Source organism: Bradyrhizobium sp. STM 3562, assembly GCF_045571435.1.
GTDB lineage: Bacteria > Pseudomonadota > Alphaproteobacteria > Rhizobiales > Xanthobacteraceae > Bradyrhizobium.
The window spans coordinates 1,077,901-1,102,024 of record NZ_CP120694.1; the positions used below are offsets into that span (position 1 = coordinate 1,077,901).

General features: G+C 63.7%; 23 protein-coding genes. 14 read left to right on the plus strand and 9 right to left on the minus strand.

Features of this window, described 5'->3' with window-relative positions:
- Positions 1-127: 127 nt before the first annotated feature.
- Positions 128-1,042 (minus strand): DMT family transporter, encoded by a 915-nt coding sequence (locus P6U23_RS05050; RefSeq protein WP_407178481.1) that lies wholly within the window; start codon positions 1,040-1,042, stop codon positions 128-130.
- 7 nt (positions 1,043-1,049) lie between these two features.
- Positions 1,050-1,979, minus strand: coding sequence for a DMT family transporter (locus P6U23_RS05055; protein ID WP_407178482.1), 930 nt, complete (start codon positions 1,977-1,979; stop codon positions 1,050-1,052).
- A 638-nt stretch (positions 1,980-2,617) separates the two neighbouring features.
- Between P6U23_RS05055 and P6U23_RS05060 the strand changes: the two genes are divergently transcribed.
- The 4 genes from P6U23_RS05060 to P6U23_RS05075 all read left to right on the plus strand — a co-directional run bounded on the left by P6U23_RS05060 (position 2,618) and on the right by P6U23_RS05075 (position 6,630).
- Positions 2,618-3,910: an adenylosuccinate synthase gene (locus tag P6U23_RS05060; protein WP_407178483.1), complete on the plus strand. Its 1,293-nt coding sequence runs from the start codon at positions 2,618-2,620 to the stop codon at positions 3,908-3,910.
- A gap of 36 nt (positions 3,911-3,946) precedes the next feature.
- Positions 3,947-5,551 (plus strand): hypothetical protein, encoded by a 1,605-nt coding sequence (locus P6U23_RS05065; RefSeq protein WP_407178484.1) that lies wholly within the window; start codon positions 3,947-3,949, stop codon positions 5,549-5,551.
- 53 nt (positions 5,552-5,604) lie between these two features.
- Positions 5,605-6,027: a DUF5413 family protein gene (locus tag P6U23_RS05070; RefSeq protein WP_407178485.1), complete on the plus strand. Its 423-nt coding sequence runs from the start codon at positions 5,605-5,607 to the stop codon at positions 6,025-6,027.
- A gap of 66 nt (positions 6,028-6,093) precedes the next feature.
- Positions 6,094-6,630 (plus strand): DUF4112 domain-containing protein, encoded by a 537-nt coding sequence (locus P6U23_RS05075; protein WP_407181335.1) that lies wholly within the window; start codon positions 6,094-6,096, stop codon positions 6,628-6,630.
- Positions 6,631-6,802: 172 nt separating this feature from the next.
- Here the strand turns inward: P6U23_RS05075 and P6U23_RS05080 are convergent, their stop codons facing one another.
- The 4 genes from P6U23_RS05080 to msrA all read right to left on the minus strand — a co-directional run bounded on the left by P6U23_RS05080 (position 6,803) and on the right by msrA (position 9,005).
- The gene (locus P6U23_RS05080) at positions 6,803-7,096 is read right to left on the minus strand and encodes a hypothetical protein (protein ID WP_024506236.1); all 294 of its coding nucleotides are present in this window, start codon (positions 7,094-7,096) and stop codon (positions 6,803-6,805) included.
- A 209-nt stretch (positions 7,097-7,305) separates the two neighbouring features.
- Positions 7,306-7,470, minus strand: a complete 165-nt coding sequence (locus tag P6U23_RS05085) for a DUF3309 family protein (RefSeq protein WP_407178486.1) — start codon at positions 7,468-7,470, stop codon at positions 7,306-7,308.
- A gap of 198 nt (positions 7,471-7,668) precedes the next feature.
- Positions 7,669-8,079 carry a peptide-methionine (R)-S-oxide reductase MsrB gene (gene msrB / locus P6U23_RS05090; protein ID WP_407178487.1) on the minus strand — a complete coding sequence of 137 codons (411 nt, stop codon included), beginning with the start codon at positions 8,077-8,079 and terminating at the stop codon, positions 7,669-7,671.
- A gap of 215 nt (positions 8,080-8,294) precedes the next feature.
- Positions 8,295-9,005: a peptide-methionine (S)-S-oxide reductase MsrA gene (msrA, locus tag P6U23_RS05095; RefSeq protein WP_407178488.1), complete on the minus strand. Its 711-nt coding sequence runs from the start codon at positions 9,003-9,005 to the stop codon at positions 8,295-8,297.
- Between the two features lie 253 nt (positions 9,006-9,258).
- On the opposite strand from msrA, the gene P6U23_RS05100 reads away from it, so the two are divergent.
- On the plus strand, positions 9,259-10,041 hold the full coding sequence (locus tag P6U23_RS05100) for a DUF899 domain-containing protein (protein WP_407178489.1): 783 nt from the start codon (positions 9,259-9,261) through the stop codon (positions 10,039-10,041).
- Positions 10,042-10,141: 100 nt separating this feature from the next.
- On the opposite strand, the gene P6U23_RS05105 is transcribed toward P6U23_RS05100, so the two are convergent.
- A complete protein-coding gene (locus P6U23_RS05105; RefSeq protein WP_407178490.1) occupies positions 10,142-11,257 on the minus strand; it encodes an ATP-dependent RecD-like DNA helicase in 1,116 nt (371 codons plus the stop codon).
- A gap of 188 nt (positions 11,258-11,445) precedes the next feature.
- Here P6U23_RS05105 and P6U23_RS05110 point away from each other — a divergent pair, with 188 nt between their 5' ends.
- The 9 genes from P6U23_RS05110 to P6U23_RS05150 all read left to right on the plus strand — a co-directional run bounded on the left by P6U23_RS05110 (position 11,446) and on the right by P6U23_RS05150 (position 19,803).
- On the plus strand, positions 11,446-12,660 hold the full coding sequence (locus tag P6U23_RS05110) for an LLM class flavin-dependent oxidoreductase (protein WP_407178491.1): 1,215 nt from the start codon (positions 11,446-11,448) through the stop codon (positions 12,658-12,660).
- 310 nt (positions 12,661-12,970) lie between these two features.
- Entirely contained in the window at positions 12,971-13,924 is a 954-nt protein-coding gene (locus P6U23_RS05115) for a sulfonate ABC transporter substrate-binding protein (protein WP_407178492.1), read from the plus strand.
- Between the two features lie 2 nt (positions 13,925-13,926).
- Positions 13,927-15,099 carry an FMNH2-dependent alkanesulfonate monooxygenase gene (gene ssuD, locus P6U23_RS05120; protein WP_407178493.1) on the plus strand — a complete coding sequence of 391 codons (1,173 nt, stop codon included), beginning with the start codon at positions 13,927-13,929 and terminating at the stop codon, positions 15,097-15,099.
- Positions 15,096-15,902: an ABC transporter permease subunit gene (locus tag P6U23_RS05125; protein ID WP_407178494.1), complete on the plus strand. Its 807-nt coding sequence runs from the start codon at positions 15,096-15,098 to the stop codon at positions 15,900-15,902. The genes ssuD and P6U23_RS05125 overlap by 4 nt, the downstream gene beginning before the upstream one ends.
- 10 nt (positions 15,903-15,912) lie before the next feature.
- Positions 15,913-16,770, plus strand: coding sequence for an ATP-binding cassette domain-containing protein (locus P6U23_RS05130; protein ID WP_407178495.1), 858 nt, complete (start codon positions 15,913-15,915; stop codon positions 16,768-16,770).
- Positions 16,771-16,777: 7 nt separating this feature from the next.
- A complete protein-coding gene (locus P6U23_RS05135) occupies positions 16,778-17,356 on the plus strand; it encodes a flavin reductase family protein (protein ID WP_407178496.1) in 579 nt (192 codons plus the stop codon).
- Between the two features lie 102 nt (positions 17,357-17,458).
- A complete protein-coding gene (locus P6U23_RS05140) occupies positions 17,459-17,617 on the plus strand; it encodes a hypothetical protein (protein WP_407181791.1) in 159 nt (52 codons plus the stop codon).
- Between the two features lie 107 nt (positions 17,618-17,724).
- On the plus strand, positions 17,725-18,522 hold the full coding sequence (locus P6U23_RS05145) for a helix-turn-helix transcriptional regulator (protein WP_407178497.1): 798 nt from the start codon (positions 17,725-17,727) through the stop codon (positions 18,520-18,522).
- 111 nt (positions 18,523-18,633) lie between these two features.
- Positions 18,634-19,803 carry a cytochrome P450 gene (locus P6U23_RS05150; protein ID WP_407178498.1) on the plus strand — a complete coding sequence of 390 codons (1,170 nt, stop codon included), beginning with the start codon at positions 18,634-18,636 and terminating at the stop codon, positions 19,801-19,803.
- Positions 19,804-19,998: 195 nt separating this feature from the next.
- Here the strand turns inward: P6U23_RS05150 and P6U23_RS05155 are convergent, their stop codons facing one another.
- Positions 19,999-21,507, minus strand: a complete 1,509-nt coding sequence (locus tag P6U23_RS05155; protein WP_407178499.1) for an amidohydrolase family protein — start codon at positions 21,505-21,507, stop codon at positions 19,999-20,001.
- A 315-nt stretch (positions 21,508-21,822) separates the two neighbouring features.
- Positions 21,823-23,160, minus strand: coding sequence for an ABC transporter substrate-binding protein (locus tag P6U23_RS05160; protein ID WP_407178500.1), 1,338 nt, complete (start codon positions 23,158-23,160; stop codon positions 21,823-21,825).
- Between the last annotated feature and the right edge of the window lie 964 nt (positions 23,161-24,124).

The window sequence follows — 24,124 nt, forward strand, 5'->3', positions numbered from 1 at the left end:
GGGCCTTGCTTTCACGGGGACCGTAACCCCTCACCCGATTTGCTGACGCAAATCGACCTCTCCCGATGGGAGAGGTTGACCGCCCGCGGCCACGGCTTAACTGATCTCATGCTGACTTGTGGCCTGCCTACCCCTGCCGGGATGCGATGATCACGCCGGCGAGCACCAGCGCGTAGCCGACGAGGTGAAACAGGCGCAAGCTTTCGCCGAGCAGCAGGATCGCCATCGCCGAGCCGAACACCGGCATCAGGTGAAAGAACGGCGCGGCCCGGTTCGGCCCGATCAGCGCGATGCCGCGATTGAAGAAGAGATAAGCGAGCGTCGAGGGAAAGATCACGACATAGCCGAGCGTGGCGAGTGTCAGCGCATCGAGCGTGAGGGCTGATCCGGTCCAGGATTCCCAGACCGCGAACGGCAGCAACATGGCGGCGCCGCAGCCCGTGGTGAAAGCGATCAGCGACAATTGGTGAGTCACCGGTCGCTTCGTCATCAGCGCCGAATAGAGGCCGAAGGCGAACAGCGAGCTTGCGAACATCACATCGCCCTTGTTGAGGCGAATGCTTGCGAGCGCCGAAAAATCGCCGCGCAAAATGATGGTGAGCACCCCAAGCAGCGAGATGATGATGCCGGCGAGCTGCGCCCTGGTCAGGCGCACGCCGAACAGGAGCAGCGACCACAGCGCGACGAACAATGGCCCGGCGGACTGGATCAACAAGGCGTTCAACGCCTGCGTATACTGCATGGCCCAGTAGGACACCGCGTTGTTGAAGGCAAAGCCGGTCGCCGACAACAGCAGCATCAAGGGCAGCTTCTTGCGCAGGGCAGGCCAGTCGCGCCGCAAATGCGGCCTGGCGAACGGCAGCAGGATCAGGAAGACGCCGATCCAGCGGATGCAGGACAGCGTCAGCGGCGGAACGTGGCCGGCGACATAGCGCGCTAGCACGATGTTGCCGGCCCAGAACAACGAGGTCAGGCTGAGCAGGAGATAGGGCTGGTTGTTGAGCCAGCCCAGCGGTGAATGTGATTTGGCTTCGGCGGGCAATGTGGCGCTATTTTTGCTGCCTGCGCGAGGCCACGAACACGCCGGCCAAGACCAGCGCAAAGCCCACGACATGGAAGAGCTGCGGGTGTTCGCCGAGGAAAACGATCGCCATCACCGAGCCGAACACCGGTACGACGTGAAAGAAAGGCGCGGCGCGGTTGGCGCCGATCAGCTCAATACCGCGGTTGAAGCAGAGATAGGCAAGCGTCGAGGGAAACACGGCGACATAGAGCACTGACAGCAAATTGGCCATGTTGAGCGCCATCGGCGGGCGCGAGGCCAATTCCCAGATCAACAAGGGGATGAGGCAGACCGCGCCGCAGCCGAAGGTGAAAGCCACGAACGACAGGCCGTGAATCGCGGGACGCTTCAGGGTCAGGACCGAATAGAACCCGAAGATGACCAGCGCGACGATGAAGATCACATCGCCCTTGTTCAATTGGATGTTGGCAATCGCGGTGAGATCGCCGCGCAGCAGGATCACCAGCACGCCGATCATCGAGAGCAGCACGCCCGCGGCCTGCGCCAGCGTCAACCGCACGCCGAGCAGGACGAGCGACCACACCGCGACGATCAGCGGGCCGGCCGATTGCAAGAGCAGCGTGTTCAGCGCCTGGGTGTATTCCAGCGCCCAATATTGCATGGTGTTGAAGGCGCCGATGCCGGTGACGGAGAGAATGATCATCACCGGAAGCTTGGCGCGGATCGCGGGCCAGTCGCGTACCAGGTGCTTCCGGGCAAAAGGAAGGATCAGCAGGAAGGCGAACCACCAGCGCAGGAACGACAACGTCACCGGCGGAATGTGTCCGGCCGCGAGCCGGCCGACAATGGCGTTGCCGGCCCAGCATAGCGCGGTGATGCTGAGCAAGAGGTAAGGCTGGTTGGCGAGCCAGGAATGCGGCGAGGCGGCGCGCGAGGTTCGCTCGGAGACAGACATCGAAGCGGGTGAGCCTTGACTTCCAGACACGTCATGACGCCGCGGCCACCGGCCAAGCATCGGCTGCCCGGCCGGAGCATGACCCGGCTCGTCTTAAAGACACGGATTCTCCAGTGGCGACAATGCCGCCCGTCGCATCGCGACCATGCAGCGAGTTGCGCGGCATGCTTTGTATGCGCTGCGACGGCTCGCGATGGGCCGGCCGCACCGCGCGCGCAAGGACGAATGGAGCGAATCGGAAGGTAGAGCGAAGCGCCCACGCGCGCTGACGCCGGGCGCGATCCTCATGCGGCGGGAGCTGAACAGAACTGTCACATACGCGCCCGCCTCGTCACGCCGGCGAGGTCCGATTGCCCCTGGGACGTCGCGGCTATTGCCATGTTTCGGACACAAATTTTTAGGGGGATATCAAGGGCTTGGGAGCGAGGCCGAGGGCCGCCAGAGCCCGTTCTTGCTTGCGTCGCCTGCCTGCTTCCTTTATCCGGATGTCTGCACCCTTAAGCGAAGCGGCGCCGCAAGCCGCCGATTGGGCAGGGGGCATGATCACGGGCATGATCTGGAAAGATGGGTAGGGACCGGTTTTTCCGAAAAGCGACCGTGCGTGTGTGAGCGATGGTTTTAGAAGGAATAGTCCGCGAATGACCAATGTTGTCGTCGTCGGCGCCCAGTGGGGCGACGAAGGGAAGGGCAAGATCGTCGATTGGTTGTCGGAACAAGCCGACATCGTTGTGCGCTTCCAGGGCGGCCACAATGCCGGACACACGCTGGTCATCAACGGCGAAACCTACAAGCTCGCGCTGTTGCCCTCCGGCGTGCTGCGGCCCCAGAAGCTGGCCGTGATCGGCAATGGCGTGGTGTTCGATCCGCAGGCTTTCCTCGACGAGGTCGAGAAGCTGAGAGGCCAGGGCGTGGCGGTGAGCCCGGATAATCTGCGCATCGCCGAGAACGTGACCCTCATCCTGCCGCTCCACCGCGAGCTCGATGCGCTACGCGAATCCTCCAATGCGGGAACCGCGATCGGCACCACGCGCCGCGGCATCGGCCCGGCCTATGAGGACAAGGTCGGCCGCCGCGCGATCCGGCTGATGGATCTCGCCGACCTCGACACGCTGCCGCACAAGATCGACCGTCTGCTCGCCCATCACAACGCGCTGCGGCGCGGACTGAATTTGCCCGAGTTCGACGGCAAGAACATCCTGCGCGAACTGAGCGCGATGGCGCCCAAGCTCCTGCCCTATGCCGAGACGGTCTGGCGGCTTCTGGATACCGAGCGGCGCGCCGGCAAGCGCATCCTGTTCGAGGGTGCACAGGGCGCCCTGCTCGATGTCGACCACGGCACTTACCCCTATGTCACCTCGTCCAATACGGTGGCGGCGCAGGCCGCCACCGGAACCGGCATGGGCCCGGGCGGGGTCGGCTACGTGCTCGGCATCTGCAAGGCCTACACGACCCGGGTCGGCCAGGGGCCGTTTCCGACCGAGCTCACCAATGAGATCGGCGAAGAGATCGGCCGCAGAGGCCGCGAGTTCGGCGTCAATACCGGTCGCAAGCGGCGCACCGGCTGGTTCGATGCCGTGCTGGTACGCCAGACCGTGCGGACCTGCGGCATCAACGGGCTGGCACTCACAAAGCTCGACATTCTCGACGGCTTCGACACCATCGAGGTCTGTATCGGGTATAAGCTGGACGGCAAGGAGATCGACCACCTGCCGGCCGGCGAGGGCGCGCAGGCCCGTGTGGTGCCGATCTACGAGACCATCGAGGGCTGGAAGCAGCCGACCGCCAAGGCGCGTTCCTGGGCGGATCTGCCGGCACAGGCGATCAAATATGTGCGGCGGGTTGAGGAATTGGTGGGTTGCCCGATCGCCCTGCTTTCCACCAGCCCCGAACGCGAAGATACTATCTTGGTACAGAATCCATTTGAGGCTTAACGAGCTATTACCGGGACGTGCGTATAGTTAACGAAAATGGCTGACTATTACCCGCTGATCGCCCGTGCCGTTGCCGGATTGGACCCCAATGCCCCCGGCGAGAGCCGGCGCGCGCTATACGAGCGGGCGCGCGCCGCGCTGATCGCGCAGCTACGCAGCGTGGAGCCGCCGCTCAGCGAATCCGAGATCACCCGCGAGCGGCTGTCGCTGGAAGAGGCGGTGCGCAAGGTGGAGTCCGAGGCCGCCCAGCGTGCCCGCGATGCGGCGCGCGGCGTCACCTCGCGTCCCGCCGATTCCTCGCGCCGTAACAATGGGCGCCCCTCCGCGGAGCTGCCGCAAGCCGGCGCACCCGCACCAGGTGCGACAAACGGAGCACGGCCGCGTCCGGCCGCGCCGCAGCCGCCGCGCAACGACCGGCCGCCGCTTGGGCTGGACGAGCGCGCCGGGGCGCCAGACCAGCCGCGGCCCCGCGGCGCACGCCCCGAAGCGCCGCCGCCACCGCCGATTCCCGGGCGGTCGCAACCGCCATCGCCGGATGCTCAAGTGCAGCCGCTGCGAGAGCGGGCGGGCGCAGCACCGCGCCGTGGCGCCGACAACGGCGCCAACCAGCCGGGCGTGCGCGGTTTCCGCGATATCACCGCCGACGTCGATGATCTCGGCCGCGCCGCCGCGCAGGCCAGCCGCGCCGCGCGCAAGACCTACGCCAATGTGCCCTCGCCCTCGTCGGAGTTCGACCGCATCGAGCCCAGCATGGACGACCGCGGTGGCGAAGAGGAGCCTCCCTATTCCTATGACGAGTCGGCGGAGGACGCTGATCGCTACGGGTCCGCCCGCGCGCGTGGCGGCGCCGACGCAGAACCGAAGCGCGTCCGCACCGGCTCCATGTTCCCGTTCAAGACGGCGATCGCCATCGGCATCGTGCTGATCCTGGTCGGTGCGGGAATCCTGTGGGGCAAGTCCGCGGTGACCATGGTGAGCGGGCTGCTCAAGCCCTCCTCCACGCAAACCGCCGAAACGGCGAAGGACACCTCCGCCCCGGCGGTCAAGCCGAAGATCACCGATCGCGTCGGTCAGCCTTCGACAGAGCAGCCGGTCGCGCCGGTGGCGCAGCGCGTCGTGCTCTATGACGAGGATCCGTCCGATCCGAAGGGCAAGCAATATGTCGGCACGGTGGTCTGGCGCACCGAGCCGATCAAGGCGTCCGGGAGCCAGCCCGGCGACCTCGCCGTGCGCGCGGACATCGAAGTGCCCGACCGCAAGTTCAAGATGACGATGTCGTTCCGCCGCAACACCGATTCGTCGCTGCCGGCGAGCCACACGGCCGAGCTCACCTTCATCCTGCCGCCGGATTTTTCGGGCGGCGGCGTTTCCAACGTGCCCGGCATTCTCATGAAATCCAATGAGCAGGCGCGCGGCACGCCGCTCGCGGGCCTCGCGGTGAAGGTCACCGACGGCTTCTTCCTGGTCGGCCTGTCCAATGTCGATGCCGACCGCTCGCGCAATGTCCAGCTCTTGAAGGAGCGCTCCTGGTTCGACGTGCCGCTGGTCTACAGCAACCAGCGCCGCGCCATCATCGCGATCGAAAAAGGTCCGCCCGGCGAGCGCGCCTTCAATGATGCCTTTGCGGCATGGGGAGAGTGAGCGCGAGGTCGACGCTTCGCGCCGTCCGGCTATGAGAGGCGCCAGAGGCGAGCATGAAGCGCTATGTGATCTTCGCGTTGGTCGGGCCGTTCTTCGGCGGGTTCTGGCTCTTGCTGACCACCACGCTGATGTCCGGCTACCTGCATCAGGCAGGTTACGCCGAGGTGAGCAAGCTCATCGCGGTGTTCTTCAAGTCGCTGCAATTCAGCTATCTGTTCGGCATCCTGCCGTCGCTGATGCTGGGGGCGGTCGACGACATTCTCTGGCACGTCAAGCGGATCAGACCGGCGCTGCGCGTGCTCCTGGTGGGCTTGATCGGCTTTGTGGCCGCGGAATTGATGTACGGTTCGCGCGGTCCCGACTCCGGCCTGCTGCAGTTCATCATGTATGGCCTGGTCGGGTTCATTCCCGCCACGATCTCGTCCGCGCTGGCCCATAAATTTGCCGATGATCAAGAGGCGGTCGCCTCCGCGTGATGTTGTGTCCGCCGCCTACGCGCTTTCCGGCAGGCAACCCCGGCAGCAGCAATGCGTTACAATTCCATGACCATCCACGACCGTGACATTCATGCCCGCCATGGAACGTCGCAGCGGACCTCGCGCGCAACCTTCACGGAAGCCGAGGCGCGCGGCCCCATCATCGACCAGGAGGGACAGGAGATTCCGCCGGAATCGCTGCGCGACGGGTTTCGCGAGTTCCGGTTCGATTTCTCGACCGCCAATCCGTTCGGCCATTTGTCGCGTGAGCAGCGCCTGGCGCGGCTGGAGGCGATCGCAAAGCTGCTCGACGTCGCCTTCATCCTGCCGGGCACCAAGGTCCGCTACGGCATCGACGGCATCATCGGCCTGATCCCGGTGGTCGGCGATATCATCGCGACCGCGCTATCGCTGTGGCTGGTGCGCGAGGCGCGAGCGCTGGGCGCGCCCTGGCACATCACCGCGCGGATGCTGGGCAATGTCGCCATCCAGGGCGTGGTCGGTACCGTCCCGGTGGCCGGCGATGCCTTCGACGTGCTGTTTCGCGCCAACATGCGCAATGCGCGGCTGCTGCGCCGCTGGCTCGAGCGGCAGCCTCATTGAGGCGTTAGCCCGATTTTGTCCCGTTGCCCGTCGAGCCTCGCTTTCGCGAGCACCTCCAGCGACAAACCGCAAAGCGGTTTGCGCGGGAGTGGCGGTGATGCAGGGATGACAGGGCCCCAAAAGAAAACGCCCCCGGACATCGGTCCGAGGGCGTGGTGCAAACTGGTTGCTCTTACGCGGCGTCCTTGTCGCCGTCGGCCGAGGCGGCAGCGCGCTTGCGGCGCGGCAGCGGGAATGCGTCGCTCTCATAGAGCGAGCGGATGCCGCTCTGGTCGAAGCGCGCTTCCTCGACCTGCAGATAGGCACCGTTCAACGAATCCGCCGGCAATTCCTCCATCGCAAAGCGAACAGCTTCTGCCGCAGTGCCGAAGCGGCGATAGGTGAAGCCAGCCCGTTTCTTCTTGCGGATCGCAGCGGGAAAAAGTTCGGCGGCGGTGTTGAAGTTGAACGGACGCATAGGACGCATGGTCGAGGACCTCTTGATCTTTTTGGCGCTCGGAGCGGTTGGGGATGAATGGCGGTCAAGCCGCGACCAGCGGCGCACCGCGCGTGTCGTTTCGCCCACTAATATAGGCTTTCTTGACAGAATTGCGAATCCAGAAAGCCCAAGAAATGAATCGGGCTCCGATGGCCTGGATCAGAAATGTGTATGAAACATCAGTAGCTTAGCTTGGATTATAGCTTGCCCAGCAACAATAGGATGATGAGCACGATCAAAACAACCGTGCCGAGCCCGATTCCGGAATGACCCATGCCATAGCCATACCCGCCAAACCGGCCGCTGATGCCGCCGACCAGGTAGATGACGACCAGGATGATCAGGATCAATCCAAGGGACATCGTGCCCTCCCGTCCGGCGATCGAATCCGCTCGCCCGCCGCGCGCGCCTTGCGAATTGTGGCAGCAAAGCACATTCCCGCACGCGGTTCCAAGCGGAACCCGCGCAGGCGGGAAGGCTGTCTGAGATTTCGTCTTGCCGCGCGATCCGACTTCAGCTCCCGAGCGGGGAGAGTGAAGGTAAGGATCGTGGCCGCGCGGTTAGCGCGGCTTCAATTTCAGCGCGGCTGAATTGATGCAGTAGCGCAGGCCGGTCGGGCCCGGGCCGTCATTGAAGACATGGCCGAGATGCCCGCTGCATTTCGAGCACAGCACCTCGGTGCGGACCATGCCGTGGCTGTAATCGGTTTCCTCGTCGACATGGCTCTCGACCGCAGGCTGAGTAAAGCTCGGCCAGCCGCAGCCAGAATCGAACTTGGCGTCGGATTCGAACAGCGTCTGGCCGCAGCCGGCGCAGATGTAGGTGCCCGGGCGATGTTCATGCTCATATTCACCGGAAAATGGCCGCTCGGTCGCCTTCTCGCGCAGCACCGCATACTGCATCGGCGTCAGCTCGCGCCGCCATTGCTCTTCGCTCTTGATGATCTTTTCTGAGGTTTTGGTGTCGGACATGGAATCTCCTGATCTAAACAAGTCGAAGCGAGCGCCATCCGCCAAGCCGTCGTCCCGAGGGGGCGCGTGAGCGCCGTCTCGAAGGATGAACACCCCGCTGCAACGACCCGGGCCGTCGCCCTTCGAGGCCGCTAGGCGACGGCACCTCCGGCGACACACGGCAACGCCGTTTGCGCGGGGGTGACGGCGACGGTTGGGAGGCCGTTGCGCGGGAGCTAGTTCGAAACGCTGCGCACCAGCGTGGGCTTCTCCTGATAGTTCTCGGCAAAGATCCTCTTCAGGTTCTCGATCTTCGGCAGGTCGTTATAGGCGATATAGGGCTGGTTCGGGTGCAGTGTCAGGTAGTCCTGGTGATACGCCTCGGCCGGATAGAAACCCTGCAGCGCTCCGATCTTGGTCACGATCGGCTTTGTATAGACCTTCGCGGCATCGAGCTGGGCGATATAGGCCTCGGCCACCTTCTTCTGCGCATCCGTGGTGGCGAAGATCGCCGAGCGATATTGGCTGCCGGTGTCCGGGCCCTGGCGGTTGAGCTGGGTCGGATCGTGCGCGACCGAAAAAAATATCTGCAGGATCTTGCCATACGAGATCTGTCTCGGGTCGTATTTGACCTGGACCGATTCGGCATGCCCCGTCGTGCCGGTCGAGACCAGCTCATACTGGGCATTCGCCTTGCTGCCGCCGGCATAGCCGGAGACCGCGCTGACCACGCCCTTGGTGTGCTGAAACACGCCCTGCACGCCCCAGAAGCAGCCGCCGGACAGCACGACGGTCTGAACGCCCTCGGAGGCCGGCAGGTCGGCCGCGGGCGCGGGAATGACCACCGCGTCTTCAGCGGCAAGCGCAGGAGAGAGGACAAAGGCGGCGATCGCCAGCGCGCCGATGGCGCCGCAAAGCGAAAGACGGGTGAATGAGCTTGTCCGCATGGCGTATCCTCGTTGGGCCAAGGTTTGAGGATCCGTCGGCAGTTTAGCCGAGCCCGCGGCCCTCACAACCGCTGGCGGTTCCCCTATCGCCCAAAATACGCGGCCGGCGGCGGTTCGTTACCGGCGAGCGGACACGACTGCGTGAATGAGCACCTTCCCGGGATGGCCAGCCCCGAAAAATCGCCCCCCGATGTCGGCCGCGCCCCGGCTCGTTCGTCCCTAGTGCAAACCGTCAAGCCGAGGAGTTCTTTAGATGGAAGCGCACGAGGTGGTGAGCCGCGAACAATGGCTGCAGGCGCGTCGGGCCCTGCTCGCGAAGGAAAAGGAGATGACCCGCCTGCAAGATGCGCTCGCGGCCGAGCGGCGGAATTTGCCCTGGGTCAGGGTGGAGAAGGACTATGTGTTCGACGGCCCGGCCGGACAGGTCACGCTGTCGGATCTATTCGGCGGCCGCAGTCAATTGTTCATCAAGCACTTCATGATGGGGCCGGGCGCGCAGCACCAGTGCGTCGGCTGCTCGCTCGAGGTCGACCATGTCGAGGGGCTGCTCGAGCATCTCAACAACCACGATGTCACCTATGCGGCTGTAGCTCGCGCGCCGATCGAGGAGATTGAAGTCGTCCGCAAGCGGATGGGTTGGCGCTTTCCTTTCGTCTCCTCCTATCACAGCGATTTCAACTACGACTTCAACGTCTCATTCGCACCGGAGGCGGTGGCGAGTGGCCGGGCGATCTACAATTTCGCGCCAGCAGGCGAGTGGGCGGCTCGACTTCAGGACCTCTCCGGCGATAGCGTCTTCTATAAAGACGGACAGGGCCGCATCTTCCACACCTATTCGGTCTACAGCCGGGGCGGCGAGCAGTTTCTGGGTATCTACAGATACTTCGATGTCATGCCCAAGGGTCGCAACGAGAATGGTCCTTACCATTCGCTCGGCGACTGGGCTCGTCCTCGGAACACGTATGGTCAGGGCGGCATGGTCGAGTCCAACGGTCGCTACCACGCGCCGGGATGTGGCTGTGGCGCGCATGGATGATGAGCCACCGTCATTCCGGGGCGATGCGTAAGCATCGAACCCGAAATCTGGAGATTCCGGGTTCGCCTTTTTCGAGGCGCCCCGGAATGCCGGCCTCGGGTCACACCACTACGGAGAGCCGCTTGGCCGCGCGCGTGATCCCCGTATAGAGCCAGCGGGCGCGGCTGTCCTGGAAGGCAAAACTCTCGTCGAACAGCACCACGTCGTTCCACTGCGAGCCCTGTGACTTGTGCACGGTGAGCACATAGCCGTAATCGAACTCGTCATAGGGCTTGCGCTGCTCCCATGGGATTGTCTCGATGCCGCCCTCGAAACAATCCTGGCGCACCGAGACTTTCGTCACCTTGTGGCCGAGCTCTTCGTCCGGCATCACCCGCATGGTCAGGATCTTGGAGGTCGCGCGCGGCGTCGTGCGCGACTTCACCCGCCAGAGCCCGCCATTGAACAGTCCCTTCTTGCGGTTGTTGCGCAGGCAGACCAGCTTGTCGCCGGCAACGGGAAACTTGTCTTCGATGTTCTGGCGCTGCCGCATCCGCATATTGTAGGCGCGGCGGGTGTTGTTGCGCCCGACCAGCACCTGGTCGGCTTGCATCACCCGCTCGGGATCGAGCTCCTTGCGTGACACCACCTCGCTGTCGCCAAAGCTGCCGAATTCGAGCGAGCGGCCCTCGCGCACATCCATCGACATCCGCACGATCGGATCGTCCTGTGCCTGGCGATGTACTTCGGTCAACATGGCGTCGGGCTCGGCATCCGTGAAGAAGCCGCCGCCCTGGATCGGCGGCAATTGCGCGGGGTCTCCGAGCACCAGCAGCGGACAATCGAACGACAACAGATCCCGGCCCAGATCGGCGTCGACCATGGAGCATTCGTCAATCACGATCAGCTTTGCTTTCGAGGCCGGCGCGTCGTCCCAGAGCTCGAAACTCGGCTGCTCTTCGCCGCTTTCGCGCGCGCGATAAATCAGCGAGTGAATGGTGGAGGCGCCTTCGCAGCCCTTGTTGCGCATCACCAGCGCAGCCTTGCCGGTAAAGGCCGCGAATTTGACCTCGCCGTCGACGCCTTCCGCGATATGACGGGCCAGCGTGGTCTTGCCGGTTCCGGCATAGCCGAACAGCCGAAACACCTGCGGCGTGCCGGCCCGACCGGGTTTCGCCTTCAGCCAATCGGCGACGGCTTTCAGCGCGGCATCCTGATGCGGGGTGAAGGTCGGCATGGATCTTTTGAACGGGAGCGGGCGAGCGAAGCTGTAATCCAATCGCGAGCCGCAACCTAGTGATTTCGGCTGCCGGCGCAAGCATCTTCCACGATGCGGAATTGGCCGGACGTGGCGTCGGCTGGACTTGTCACCGCCCTCCGCTACACTTCTGCGCATAACAATAAAACGTGCGGGAGAAACCGGTCATGAAGTTCGGCATCTTCTATGAGCTGCAATTACCGCGGCCCTGGGCTGCGGGCGACGAGCTCAAGCTCTACCAGGACGCGCTGACGCAGCTCGAGACGGCCGACCGGCTCGGCTATGACTATGCCTGGGTGGTCGAGCATCATTTCCTGGAGGAATACTCGCACTCACCATCGCCGGAATCCTTTCTCGCTGCCGCAAGCCAGCGCACGCAAAACATCCGGCTCGGCCACGGCATCTTCCAGCTCACCACCAATCATCCGGCGCGCGTTGCCGAGCGCGTCGCCGTGCTCGATCTGTTAAGCCGCGGCCGATGCGAATTCGGCATGGGCGAAAGCGCCTCGATCACCGAGCTCGAACCGTTCGGTCGCGACATGGAGATCAAGCGCGAGGTGTTCGAGGAAGCCGTGAGCGCGATTTTTCCCATGTTCAGGGACGGCGGAAGCGAGCATCACGGCAAGTATTTCGACATCCCCTTGCGCAACGTGGTGCCGAAGCCGGTGCAGAAGCCGCACCCGCCGCTGTGGATGGCCTGCTCGCAACTGCCGACGATCGAGCGCGCCGGGCGATGCGGCTTTGGCGCGCTCGGCTTCCAGTTCGTCAGCGCGGATGCGGCGCACGCCTGGGTCCATGCCTATTACAACGCAATCACGAAGCGGCTGACGAAGCTCGCGGATTACGAGATCAATCCGAACATGGCGCTGGTGTCGTTCTTCATGTGCGCGAAGACCGACGAGGAAGCGCGCCGGCGGGCCGATGGCGCGACCTTCTTCCAGTTCGCGCTGCGTTACTATGGCGCCGCGCAGAACCGCCAGCGTCCCGCGCCGGGTACGGTGAACATGTGGGACGAGTACAACAAATGGAAGCGCGATAATCCGCAGGCGCAGGAGCAGGCGTTGCGCGGCGGTCTGATCGGCTCGCCCGAGACGATTGCGAAGAAGCTGCGCCGCTTTCGCACCTCGCACATCGACCAGGTGATCCTGCTCAACCAGGCCGGAAAGAACACCCATGAGCATATCTGCGAATCGCTGGAGCTGTTCGCCAGGGAGGTGATGCCGGAGTTCAGGAGCGACCCCGAGCACGACGCCTGGAAGCAAGCCGTGCTGAGCGGCGAGCTTCAGCTCGAGGAGATCGACACCGAGGCGTTCACCGACCGCTATGGTAAACTCGCGCTCAACGTCGCGCCGCAACCGCCGAAAGTCGTCGCCACCGGATAGAAAGTTCTCTCCAGACCTCAATTCACATTCGCGTGGGGAAAAATTTCGCTCCACGCGATGCAAATACGAAAAGAAATGCCGTGCTGACGCCCACGCGAGAGTGCGGGCATCGTTATTTTTGCGCGCCGCTCGACAGCTTTTCGCGCCCGCACCATCATTTCCCGACGCGCATGGAACACGTGCATGCGCGCAGGAGATGATGATGAAGCGACGGGACTTTCTTCAGTTCGAATTGGGAACCGCGGCCGCAGCCGCGCTTCCGGCGCGCGCGACGTGATCTCCAGCCGCCAAAGCAATCAAGGGACTCATCATGAAGCGCTTCGTAAAACGTTGGATCACGCGCGCCGTGCTCTCGGTGAGCCTTGTCGCGGCAACCGTCAGCGCGTCCTACGGAGAGGACAAAGTCGTCCGCATCGGCTACCAGAAATATGGCAAGCTGGTGCTTCTGAAGGGGCGCGGCTCTCTGGAAGAGAAGCTCAGGCCGCTCGGCTATCAGGTGTCGTGGACCGAGTTTCCGTCCGGCCCGCCGCTGCTTGAAGCGCTCAATGTCGGCTCGATCGACTTCGGGATCGCCGGCGAGACGCCGCCGATCTTCGCCCAGGCCGCCGGCGCGCCGCTGGTCTACCTCGCTTATGATCCGCCGGCGCCGCGAGGCGAGGCGATCCTGGTCCCGAAGGACTCGAATCTGAAATCGGTGGCGGACCTTCGCGGCAAGAAGGTCGCGCTGAACAAGGGCTCGAACGTTCATTATCTCCTGGTCAAGGCGCTGGAGCATGCTGGCCTGAAATACACCGACATCCAGCCGGTGTTTCTGGCGCCGGCGGATGCGCTGGCCGCGTTCACGCGCGGCTCCGTCGATGCCTGGGTGATCTGGGACCCCTATGAGGCCGCGGCCGAAGCCTCCACCGGTGCGCGCATCCTCACCGATGGCACAGGCCTCGTCGCCAATCATCAGTTTTACTTCTCGTCGAAGAAATTCCTCGCCGAGAACGCCAAGGCCGTCGACGTCGTGCTCGAGGCGCTCAACGAGGCCGACGACTGGACCAAGGACCATATCGACGAGGTCGCGGCGCAGTTGAGCCCGTCAGTCGGTTTGCCAGCACCGGTGCTCGCGACGTCGCTCCGGCGCGAATCCTACGGCATCCGGCCGATCAATGACGAGGTGATCGCAAGCCAGCAGCGCATCGCCGACACTTTTGTCGCGCTCGGCCTGCTGCCCAAGGCCATCACCGTTTCCGATCTTCAGCGTAAGCAAGGTTCCTGATTATGCCTGCCCAAAAGCCGTCCAAGGCGAACATCCTCTGGTTTCTCCCGACCCATGGCGATGGTCGCTATCTCGGCACCACGAGCGGCGGCCGCGAGGTCAACTTCAACTATCTGCGCCAGATCGCGCAGGCGGCGGATCAGCTCGGCTATTACGGCGTTCTGCTGCCGACGGGGCGAAGCTGCGAGGATTCCTGGATCGTCGCCTCCGCGGTCGCGCCATTCACCGAACGCCTGCGTTATCTCGTGGCGGTCCGGCCCGGGCTGCAATCGCCAAGCGTTGCGGCGCGGATGACCGCGACGCTCGACCGCGTCTCCAACGGGCGGCTTCTGATCAACGTCGTCACCGGTGGTGATCCCGTCGAGAACAGGGGCGACGGCATCTATCTCGCGCATGACGAGCGCTACGCGGTCACCCGCGAGTTCTTGAGCGTTTATAATGATCTGCTCGCCGGCAAGACCGTCAATTTCGAAGGCAAGCACATCCGCATCGAGGATGGGCGGCTCTTGTTCCATCCGCTGCAATCGCCGCGCCCGCCGATTTATTTCGGCGGATCGTCCGACGCCGGCATCGATGTCGCGGTCGACACCGTCGACAAATATCTGACCTGGGGCGAGCCGCCGGCGCAGGTTGCGGACAAGATCGCGCGGGTCAAGACGGTGGCGGAAAAGCGCGGACGCAAGCTCTCTTTCGGCATTCGCCTGCATGTGATCGTGCGCGAAACCAATGCGGAAGCCTGGGCGGCCGCGGACGATCTGATCAAATACGTCACCGACGAGACGATCGCATCGGCGCAGAAGATCTTCTCGCGGATGGATTCGGTCGGCCAGCAGCGCATGGCGCAGTTGCACGGCGGCCGGCGCGACAAGCTCGAGATCAGCCCGAACCTGTGGGCTGGCGTCGGGCTCGTGCGCGGCGGAGCCGGCACGGCGCTGGTGGGCGATGCCGAGACGGTCGCGGCGCGGATCAAGGAGTATCAAGACCTCGGCATCGATACTTTTATCCTGTCCGGCTATCCGCATCTGGAGGAGGCCTATCGGTTCGCGGAATTGGTGTTCCCGCGACTCGCGCTCGAGGAGGGCGGCAATGTCACGCCGCTTCGCGTCAACACCGGTCCGTTCGGCGAGACCATCGGCAACGAGTACCGGCCGGCTGTAGGGGCATCGCAGTCATGAGTCTGATCGACAGTCTCCCGCGCGTGCGCGCCGTCAGGCTGCCGCGCGCTGACGGTTTTGTTCAGTGGATCGTGCCGCTGGCGATCCTCGTGATTTGGCAGGCGGCGTGCAGCGCCGGGCTCGTGCCGAGCCGCGTGCTGCCGGCCCCGAGCGATGTGGCCTTGGCGGGATGGAAGCTCGCGCGCTCCAGCGAGCTTGCGACCAACATCTGGGTCAGCTTCTGGCGCGCAGCCATCGGCTTTGTGATCGGCGGCGGCATCGGCTTTGCTTTTGGGCTGGCGAACGGCCTGTCGCAGCTTTCGAGCAAATTGAGCGACACCACCTTGCAGATGGTGCGCAACGTGCCGCATCTGGCGCTGATCCCGCTCGTGATCCTCTGGTTCGGCATCGACGAGACGGCGAAGATCTTCCTGGTCGCGCTCGGCGTCTTCTTCCCGATCTACATCAACACGCTGCACGGCATCCGCACCGTCGACCCGCAGCTCATCGAAATGGGCCGCATCTACGGCATGTCGGATCGCGAATTGTTCACCCGCGTGATCTTTCCGGGCGCACTGCCCTCGATCTTCGTCGGCATCCGCTTCGCACTCGGCATCATGTGGCTGACCTTGATCGTCGCGGAAACCATCGCCGCTTCCTCAGGGCTCGGCTACATGGCGATGCAGGCGCGCGAGTTCATGCAGATCGACGTCGTCGTGCTCAGCATCCTGATCTACGCGGCTCTCGGCAAGATCGCCGACAGCGCCTCGCGCCTGCTCGAGCGCTTGACGTTGTCCTGGCATCCGGCCTTCCAGAAACATTGAGGAAGTCCCCATGCAGGAAGCTCTACAATTTCGCGCCCCCGCCGAAGCCCTGGATCGCACCGATCTGGTCGAGCAGGCGAGAGTCGTGCGGCGGCATACGCATGGCTCGCAGCGCGGTCTGCCCTTGACGATCCGCGGCTTACGAAAGTCGTTCGGCGATCATGAGGTGCTGCGCGGCATCGACGTGCATATTCCCGCCGGGCAGTTCGTCGCCATTGTCGGCCGCAGCGGCTGCGGCAAGAGCACGCTGTTGCGGCTGATCGCGGGGCTGGAAAAAATCGATGCCGGCACCATCAGCTTCGGCGAGGCCGCGCGGCGCGAAGAGATTCGGGTGATGTTCCAGGAGCCGCGGCTGTTGCCCTGGGCACGGGTGCTCGCCAATGTCGAGGTCGGCCTCGGGCGCGAACGCAAAACGGCCGCCGCGCAAGCGCGGGCGGAACAGGCGCTCGCCGAGGTGGGGCTCGCGGAGAAGGGCGGCCAGTGGCCCGCGGTGCTGTCCGGCGGCCAGAAGCAGCGTGTCGCGCTGGCCCGCGCGCTGGTCGGTGATCCGCGCGTGCTCGCCTTCGACGAGCCGCTCGGCGCCTTGGATGCGCTGACGCGCATCTCCATGCAGCGGCTGCTGGAGCGGGTCTGGCGCGACCAGGGCTTTACCGCGATCCTGGTGACGCATGACGTCTCCGAAGCGGTGGCGCTCGCCGACCGCGTGCTGGTGATCGAAGAGGGGCGGATCGCGCACGATATCGACGTGAACATCCATCGGCCGCGGCAGCGCGGCTCCGCCGATCTGGCGCGGCTCGAGGGCTCGATTCTGCGCGAGCTGCTAAAAACCGGCGATGAACAGTCCGCAGAGGACCAATCTGTCTTGTGAGAATGCCATGAGTTCTGCCCAAATCATCAAGCTCGACCGCGATGTCCCCGCGCCTGATTTCCGCACCGCGATGCGCCATCTCGTGGGAGGAGTCAGTGTGATCACGGTGGGACAGGGGGCCGACGTGACCGGCATGACCGTGACCTCGGTCTCTTCGCTGTCGGTCGATCCGCCTTCGCTCATCGTTGCCGTCAACCGCGCGGCTTCCTCATGGCCGCTGCTCAAGCGCTACGGCTTCTTCGGCGTCAATATCCTCGCGGCAGATCAGACCGACATTGCCGAGCGATTTTCCGGCAAGGGCGGCCTGAAGGGCGCGGAACGTTTCGCCGGCGGCCGATGGGTGGCGCGTGCACCGGGCGCGCCCTTGCTGGTTGGCGCGCTGGCGGCGCTCGATTGCGAGGTTGAGGACATCATTGAGCGGCATTCCCACGGGATCGTCATCGGCCGCGTGCGTGACCTGCAGGTCGCCCCGCAAGGCTCGGCGCTCGCTTATTGGCACGGCGATTATGTCGCGATCGATCGCGACGAGGACATCGCCAAGCTTGCCGAGGTGAGCATCCCAGCGCCGCGGGCAGGCAACAGTTAGCGGATGCGTTCGGCTGGCCTCTCCCGTAGCAGGGCGAGGTGAGCCGGCTCTGGCCTTTCGTCAATCCGCCCTCTAAAAGCGCCTCATGAACTCCCGGTGGAGATGATGAAGCGCATTGCGACTTGGGCATTTTACGTCGTCGGCACGCTCGCGATCCTTTATCTCGCGCTCTATGCCTATGCTGCCTTCACCGGGCGTCAGCTTGAGCCCGGCGATCCCATTCACATTTTCCGGAATCCCGACGCGCCAAGCTATTCGTGATTTGGCCGGCGGCATATTCGCCGGATCGTGGTCCGCGCGTGGCTTCCCTCGGCCGCCGCAAGGCTGCTATGCTCTTTAAGACGAGAAGAATAGCTTGGGAGAGCGCCATGAGGCCTCACGGGGCTTTGCCGGAGGCGACAGCCGCCGACATTACACCTGCCGTGCTCGCGATCGGGCGGCCGCATTTCTCGCAGGCCCTGATCGCAACCTTGCGGCGGCTCGCCGATGTCGGTCATTGCATGGTGTTTTCGTTTACGCCACAGGGTTCCGCGCGTTGCCTGCTCGACATCGGCAACATACCGGTCGGCGGTTATCTCGGCGTTGCCTATTCCGAGCATTTTCACGCGGCCGATCCCAACCGGGACGCCATCCTCGCTGGAGAGGACGCCGTAGCGCCGATCGTGCTGCCGACCTTTGCGCCGCGCATGTACAGCGACGCCTATCGCAAGATCTTCTTCGACGATTCCGGCATCGTCGATAAGTTCGCCGCCGCAATCTGGGTGGACCGTGCCTGCTTCTACGTGAATTTCTACCGCACCCGGTCGCAGGGCCGCTTCGGGAGCGGGGAGCTGCGCTGCCTGAAGCAGATCGCGCCGACTGTGAGCGCCGCGGTGGCGCGCCATTTTCAGGAGGACGGCGTCTCGAATCCCGATCCAGGCGACAGGATCGAGGCGATGATCGCGACGGGTGAACCGTTCGCCGCGCTGACCGGCCGCGAAAAGCAGGTATGTCGGCATATCCTGTCGGGCTTGAGCTCCGAGGCGATCTCCGCCGAGCTCGGCATCAGCCTGCACTCGACGCTGACCTATCGCAAGCGCGCCTATGAAAAACTCGGCATCTCCTGCCAGAACGAGTTGTTCGGTATGATGCTGCGCCTGCTCACCGCGACGCCGAAGCTGAACTGAGCAGGGCTGGGCCCGGGGCTAACCATGACCGGCGCCTTGTCCCAATCGCTGGGGACAGACGCGCAGCTCACGAAGACCTAAGGTGAGCGGCGCCATTCATGAGGGCCGACCGTGAGCACCGCTCCCCGCTTCGACATTGATGCTGCCGCATTCTGGAATGATCCCTATCCGGCACTGGCGCAGATGCGCAAGGAGGCGCCGATCGCCTTCGTGCCGCAGCTTGGCAGCACGCTTCTGTGCAGCCGCGACGACATCTTCGTGTCCGAGAAGAAAATCGACGTGTTCAGCTCGGACCAGCCGGGCGGGTTGATGAACCGCCTGATGGGCCAGAACATGATGCGCAAGGACGGGAACGCGCACATGGCTGAGCGAAACATCTTCTTCCCCGCGGTTTCGCCGAGGGCGGTCAGGACAAATTGGATGGCGCAGTTTCAGGCCCATGCCGATCGCATTGTCGACGCGCTCGATCCGGCAGGCCCGATCGACCTCGTTCGTGATTTCGCGCTCCCCTTCTCCGCCGAGTGCCTGAAGTCGATCACGGGCCTCACCAACATGCGCTTTCAGGACATGAATGCATGGTCGCAAGGCATGATCGACGGCATCGCCAACTACATCGGCGATCCCGCGGTGGAGGCGCGCTGCCATGCGGCGACATCGGGCATCGATGCCGCGATCGACGACATGCTGCCCGTGTTGCGCAAAGAGCCCGACCACAGCCTGCTCTCGGTGATGGTTGCCGCGGGCATGCCGATGGGGAGCGTGCGCGCCAACATCAAGCTTGCCATCAGCGGCGGCCAGAACGAACCGCGCGATGCCATCGCCGGCACGGTGTGGGCGCTGCTGACCCATCCGGATCAGCTCGCGCTGATCCGCGACGGCCGCGCGTCGTGGCTGCAGGCATTCGAGGAGTATGCGCGCTGGATCTCGCCGATCGGCATGTCGCCGCGCCGCATCGCCAAACCATGGACCATTCGCGAGGTCGCCTTCGAGCCGGAGGAACGTGTCTTTCTGATGTTCGGCTCGGCCAACCGCGACGAGAAGCACTTTGAACACGCCGACCGGTTCGACCTGCGCCGCGATGCCGGCAAGAGCGTCGCATTCGGCGCAGGCCCGCATTTCTGCGCCGGCGCCTGGGCCTCGCGCGCAATGATCGCCGACGTGGCGCTGCCCACAATCTTCTCCCGCCTGAAAAATCTGCGCATCGTCGATGGTGAGCCGATCAGGATCGGCGGCTGGGCTTTCCGCGGCCTGTTTAATTTGCCGGTGACGTGGGATCGGTGAGCGCGCGTCGGCTGCGCCTTGCGAAGCCTGCGCGCTCGGCCGGCGCCTTCAACCAAGCCCGTCATTGCGAGGAGCAACGCGACGAAGCAATCCAGACTGCACCTGCGGAGAAAGTCTGGATTGCTTCGCTTCGCTCGCAATGACGACGGACGTTGAAGGCGCTCGTCGGGTTCTACAACTTCATCGGCGACTGCCCTAAGCCGCGCGGACGTAGCCGTAGCGCAGGTTCGAGGGTTCGTTGGCCGCGCGCGCGTACTCGTTCTTGAGTGTGGCGAGGCGGTCCTCGGAGAAGGCCGGCATCCTGGTGTTGTCGGCCGCCCTCAGTTTGATGTTGTAGAACCTGGTCGCGTTGCCGGCGAAGATCAGTTGCTTGGTGGCGCTGTTGGCATCGCCGAGCGGCGCAAAACCGTACTTCTTCTGCATATCATCAGGGATTTCGAGCCGGCGCAGCGCCTCGATCTGCCACTGCGGCGAGCCGTACCAAACGGAGTCGGTGCCCCACATGACGTGATCGACGCCCATGCCCTTGATCAGCGTGCCGACGAGCGCGGCGCAGAACTTCGGATGCGCCACCGCCGAGTTGGCAAACGACGTGCCGAGCTCGGCATAGACGTTGGTGACGCCGAACTTTTGCGGGATCTCCGCAAGATCCGTGGCCCACTGGATGCGGCCGGTCTGCTCGAATTCCGCCCATGCCTGGTCTGGCAGCTCCAGGAACGGTCGCAGCGCCGAGTGATAGATCACGAAGTTCATCTGCGGCCAATCCTTGGCGGCCTTGCCGATGTCCCACGCGGTTGCATATTCCCATACCCCGGCGAACGACTTCTCGTAATCGGGCGGCAGCAGTCCCTTGTGGATGCACAGCGTGTTGATGCCGGCCTTCACCGCTTTCTCGTAGAACGGATACATCACCTGCTCGTCATCGAGCCGCCACGGAAATTTCGAAGGCGCCAGCGGATCGCCGATCGTGTAGGACTTCCAGGAATCCGGCTTGTACACCTCGATCGCCTTGTCGACCTCCTCCATCCAGCCGGGCTGCTTTGGCGTAATGACGGTGTGCGCCAGGAGGCGCCGTGAGCCGGCGAAGCCGTTGATCAGTTCGCGCGCCCTGACGATCTGCTCGTTTGACAGGAGCCACCAGCTCGGGTCGTCGAACGGCGCGCCGCTAAGGAGCGCCATGTTGGTATCACTGTCGTAATAGATCTCTTTCACGTAGTTCTGGAACTTGTAGCGGGCGAGGGAGGAGACGCCCTCCTGCTGCATGACCGGGTTCCAGTGCTCGCTCGCGAACTTGGCCAGTCCGAGCAGCTCCTTATGATCGAATTCGTCGCGCACGAAATGGGTCTGCACGTCGAAGATGAACTGGCCCGCGAGGCTTTGCGCCCGGGCCTGCATCAGTTCGGGCTCGTGCGCCTCGGCGGGCGCGACCTGGAAGACATTGCCGTAGATGTCGTTCATGGCGAGGAACGCCGCCGCCATGCCGCAGCTCGTGTGCAGGAACTGCCGACGGCTCAAGCCAAGCCGCCTGCCGTTCACGTCGGCGAGTTCGTTGATCCGCGCCTCGACCTTCTTCTGCGTGGCGCTCTGCGGCGGCGGCAGGTACTCTCCATTGGAGACGATCTGGGTCGGAATCGGCGTTGCCGCCGATGCCGTCTCGGCCCCCGCGACGAGGCGCTGTTCTCGTTCACTCAGCCAGGTGCTCATCGTTTTCCTCCCTTTTGCTGACCTTTTGCTGGTGGTCGACCGGACCCAAGCCCGTCGTTGCGAGGCGCCAACCGGTCCGCGCGAGGCGCGGCCCGATGACAGGCTCCAGCGACGACCCGCCATCGCTCGCTGTGCGAGCCATGGCGGGGCTTGGAGTCTCGCCGAAGCGCCTTTGCGCGTAAGTGGAAGCAATCCAGACTGCGTCCGCGGAGCAAATCCGGATTGCTTCGCTTGCGCTCGCAATGACGAGGCAGTTGGCCGCGCTTACACCCGCTCGCTCAGCTCGCGCCACGCTCCAGCCGTAGCGTCCCGTCCTCAGCTCCGCATGAATCCTTCACATTCGCCTTCCGCCCAGGCGAGCGTGTTCTCCATGGGCTCGCCTTGCGCATGGCGCAACACCATCTTGGTCAGTGTCGCCTGCGTGTAGATTTGCTGCGCGATTTTCGGCGGGGCCGGCGCGGCGGCAATCGACAGCTTCTGATGGTTGTAGGGATTGGGATAGTGATAGAGCGTGCCCTTCGGCGGCTCCGCTTCCGCCCAGACCTTCAACGTCGTGAGCTTGTTGTAGGCCGGCAGGTCATAGCCGCCGCTGCCGATCACCAGCCTCTCGATCGATGACGGCCGCGACAGATGCCTGAGCAGACTCTTGGCGGCGTCTTTGTTCTTCGAGAATGCCCAGATGGTCCAGAAGAAAGGCACGTAGGGCGCGAAGCGGCCGGCGGGACCGGCCGGGAAGCCGTGGGTCCAGCATTGCGCGGCGACTTGCGGTGCATCGCGCTTGGCGACCGCCCAGGCGCTCGGCGGGTTCATGATCAGCGCGCCCTTGCCGGAAATCAGCCACTTGTTGTTGGACGAGTCGTCCCACGCCGCGACATCCGCGGGAAGGAAGGGGATCAGCTTCTTGTAGAAATCGAGTGCCTGCCGAACGGCGTCGGTCTTTACTGTGAGGTCGCCCTTGGCATCGACGAGTTCGGCGCCAAACGATTGGAAGACGGCGCCGGCGGTATCGACGCTGTCGGCAGTCTGGCCGAGACCGATGCCGAACGGGAAACCGCCCTTGTAACAGCCTTCCGCTGCCTTCAGGAACGTTTCGAGTGTCCAATCGGCAGCTTTGGGCGGGCTGCCCGCCGGATACATCGCCTGCACGTCGATATCGGCGTATGTCTTCATCAGATCGATACGCGAGCAGGGCCCCTTGATCTGGCTGCCGAAACAAGCGGGAACGCCGAGCCAGGCACCGCCGGCTTGGCCGAGATATTCGACCGTGCTGTTCACCTGCCCGTTCTCAGCGATGGTCGTCTCCATGATCTCGTTGACCGGTTCGAGCAGTTCGGCGTTGGCATGCGGATTCCATGCCGGCATGGTCAGAACATCGTGGCCGGTTCTTGCTTGCGCTTCGGCGGAGATGGTCAGGAGGAGTTTATTGCCCTGGCTCGTGATGTAGTCGATCTGAGCCTCGACTTTTTCACTTTCGGCCCATTCCTTCACGAGTTCGGTCAGAGTCTTGTTGGCGCCGGGAACCCAGTGATCCCAGAAGCCTATCGACAATCTGCCGCCTGCGTGGGCGCTGCGCACATAAGGCGCGGCGATGAGCGCTGCGGATGTCGCGGCGGTAGCAGCTACGAATTGTCGTCGAGACAGCTTTCGTGACATTTGCTCCCTCCTGCTGATCTATTTGTCGGCTTGTTCTTGTTTCTTGGCCTCCATCAGCACTGCGCTGAAAAGAGCGCGTGGCCATCGAGATCGACTTCATGCAATCGGAAAAAATGATTGCGCGAAAAGCGACATCATACGCTACAGGACCTGCGGTAGTAGTGTTTGAACTCAACGCTCAAAATTGTGATCGCGCAAGCGATGTAATGTGGCAGCCATGCTGTCACGATTCCACGTGGCCTCGCTGCAATTAGCCTTCCGCGTTCGCTCTCCAACGGATGGCGGACAACCCGCCGAACACTCGCAACGTGAGTCGCCCGACGGGCAGGATCAGGCAACTTTTGTCTCTGGTCGCCCGGCGTTCAGGCCTTCGGACGTTTAAAATGCGCTGCGCGAAAAATCGAATTTGCTGAGGCGATTCAAGCTGATTTGGGTCGTCCAGATACGCATGCAAAAATATTCCGCTTCCGTTTTTCCGAAATTGATGGCTCCTTAGTGACGTCCCGCCTCGACATGAGGGGCGGATCGCGATCGTCACGAAACGCGAGGTGGGATGCGGTGGACGCGTTGGTGCCGAAAGACGAACGGCATCGATGCGGACGGCGAAGTCGTGTGGTCCTGGCGCCCCAAGGCTGGCGCTAAGTTTTGCGAAGATGCGTGAGCGCATCTCGCCGACGACGGTGACAACAAGGTCTGGCTCACCGAGGAGAGCGCGAAGTAAGTCGTAAACCACTGCGCAGGGAAGGCCGGGTTGTCTCGGCTGAACCTGTCGGTCAACGCGCGCTTCTCGCGCAGTTTTCCGCGCGGTGACCATGGGTGCAGCCAGCACCCGTCCTTCCCTGCGCCCTCTGATTTTCGGAGAGGGTGGTCGAAACCAAAGCTCGGGCGCATCGCGCCGCGGGAATGTGGAGTCGTGGCCGCAGCGTCACTCGTGGCCCATCCTTCGAGACACGGCCTCACGGCC

What these genes read in the sequence shown, in the direction of transcription:
- P6U23_RS05145 (WP_407178497.1), top strand. Translation starts at nt 17,725, where the DNA reads ATGAGGCCTCACGGGGCTTTGCCGGAGGCGACAGCCGCCGACATTACA.
- P6U23_RS05115 (WP_407178492.1), top strand. Translation starts at nt 12,971, where the DNA reads ATGAAGCGCTTCGTAAAACGTTGGATCACGCGCGCCGTGCTCTCGGTG.
- P6U23_RS05055 (WP_407178482.1), bottom strand. Translation starts at nt 1,979, where the DNA reads ATGTCTGTCTCCGAGCGAACCTCGCGCGCCGCCTCGCCGCATTCCTGG.
- P6U23_RS05135 (WP_407178496.1), top strand. Translation starts at nt 16,778, where the DNA reads ATGAGTTCTGCCCAAATCATCAAGCTCGACCGCGATGTCCCCGCGCCT.
- P6U23_RS05105 (WP_407178490.1), bottom strand. Translation starts at nt 11,257, where the DNA reads ATGCCGACCTTCACCCCGCATCAGGATGCCGCGCTGAAAGCCGTCGCC.
- ssuD (WP_407178493.1), top strand. Translation starts at nt 13,927, where the DNA reads ATGCCTGCCCAAAAGCCGTCCAAGGCGAACATCCTCTGGTTTCTCCCG.
- P6U23_RS05155 (WP_407178499.1), bottom strand. Translation starts at nt 21,507, where the DNA reads ATGAGCACCTGGCTGAGTGAACGAGAACAGCGCCTCGTCGCGGGGGCC.
- P6U23_RS05110 (WP_407178491.1), top strand. Translation starts at nt 11,446, where the DNA reads ATGAAGTTCGGCATCTTCTATGAGCTGCAATTACCGCGGCCCTGGGCT.
- P6U23_RS05080 (WP_024506236.1), bottom strand. Translation starts at nt 7,096, where the DNA reads ATGCGTCCTATGCGTCCGTTCAACTTCAACACCGCCGCCGAACTTTTT.
- P6U23_RS05140 (WP_407181791.1), top strand. Translation starts at nt 17,459, where the DNA reads ATGATGAAGCGCATTGCGACTTGGGCATTTTACGTCGTCGGCACGCTC.
- P6U23_RS05060 (WP_407178483.1), top strand. Translation starts at nt 2,618, where the DNA reads ATGACCAATGTTGTCGTCGTCGGCGCCCAGTGGGGCGACGAAGGGAAG.
- P6U23_RS05070 (WP_407178485.1), top strand. Translation starts at nt 5,605, where the DNA reads ATGAAGCGCTATGTGATCTTCGCGTTGGTCGGGCCGTTCTTCGGCGGG.
- P6U23_RS05130 (WP_407178495.1), top strand. Translation starts at nt 15,913, where the DNA reads ATGCAGGAAGCTCTACAATTTCGCGCCCCCGCCGAAGCCCTGGATCGC.
- P6U23_RS05085 (WP_407178486.1), bottom strand. Translation starts at nt 7,470, where the DNA reads ATGTCCCTTGGATTGATCCTGATCATCCTGGTCGTCATCTACCTGGTC.
- P6U23_RS05075 (WP_407181335.1), top strand. Translation starts at nt 6,094, where the DNA reads ATGACCATCCACGACCGTGACATTCATGCCCGCCATGGAACGTCGCAG.
- P6U23_RS05160 (WP_407178500.1), bottom strand. Translation starts at nt 23,160, where the DNA reads ATGTCACGAAAGCTGTCTCGACGACAATTCGTAGCTGCTACCGCCGCG.
- msrA (WP_407178488.1), bottom strand. Translation starts at nt 9,005, where the DNA reads ATGCGGACAAGCTCATTCACCCGTCTTTCGCTTTGCGGCGCCATCGGC.
- P6U23_RS05125 (WP_407178494.1), top strand. Translation starts at nt 15,096, where the DNA reads ATGAGTCTGATCGACAGTCTCCCGCGCGTGCGCGCCGTCAGGCTGCCG.
- P6U23_RS05100 (WP_407178489.1), top strand. Translation starts at nt 9,259, where the DNA reads ATGGAAGCGCACGAGGTGGTGAGCCGCGAACAATGGCTGCAGGCGCGT.
- msrB (WP_407178487.1), bottom strand. Translation starts at nt 8,079, where the DNA reads ATGTCCGACACCAAAACCTCAGAAAAGATCATCAAGAGCGAAGAGCAA.
- P6U23_RS05065 (WP_407178484.1), top strand. Translation starts at nt 3,947, where the DNA reads ATGGCTGACTATTACCCGCTGATCGCCCGTGCCGTTGCCGGATTGGAC.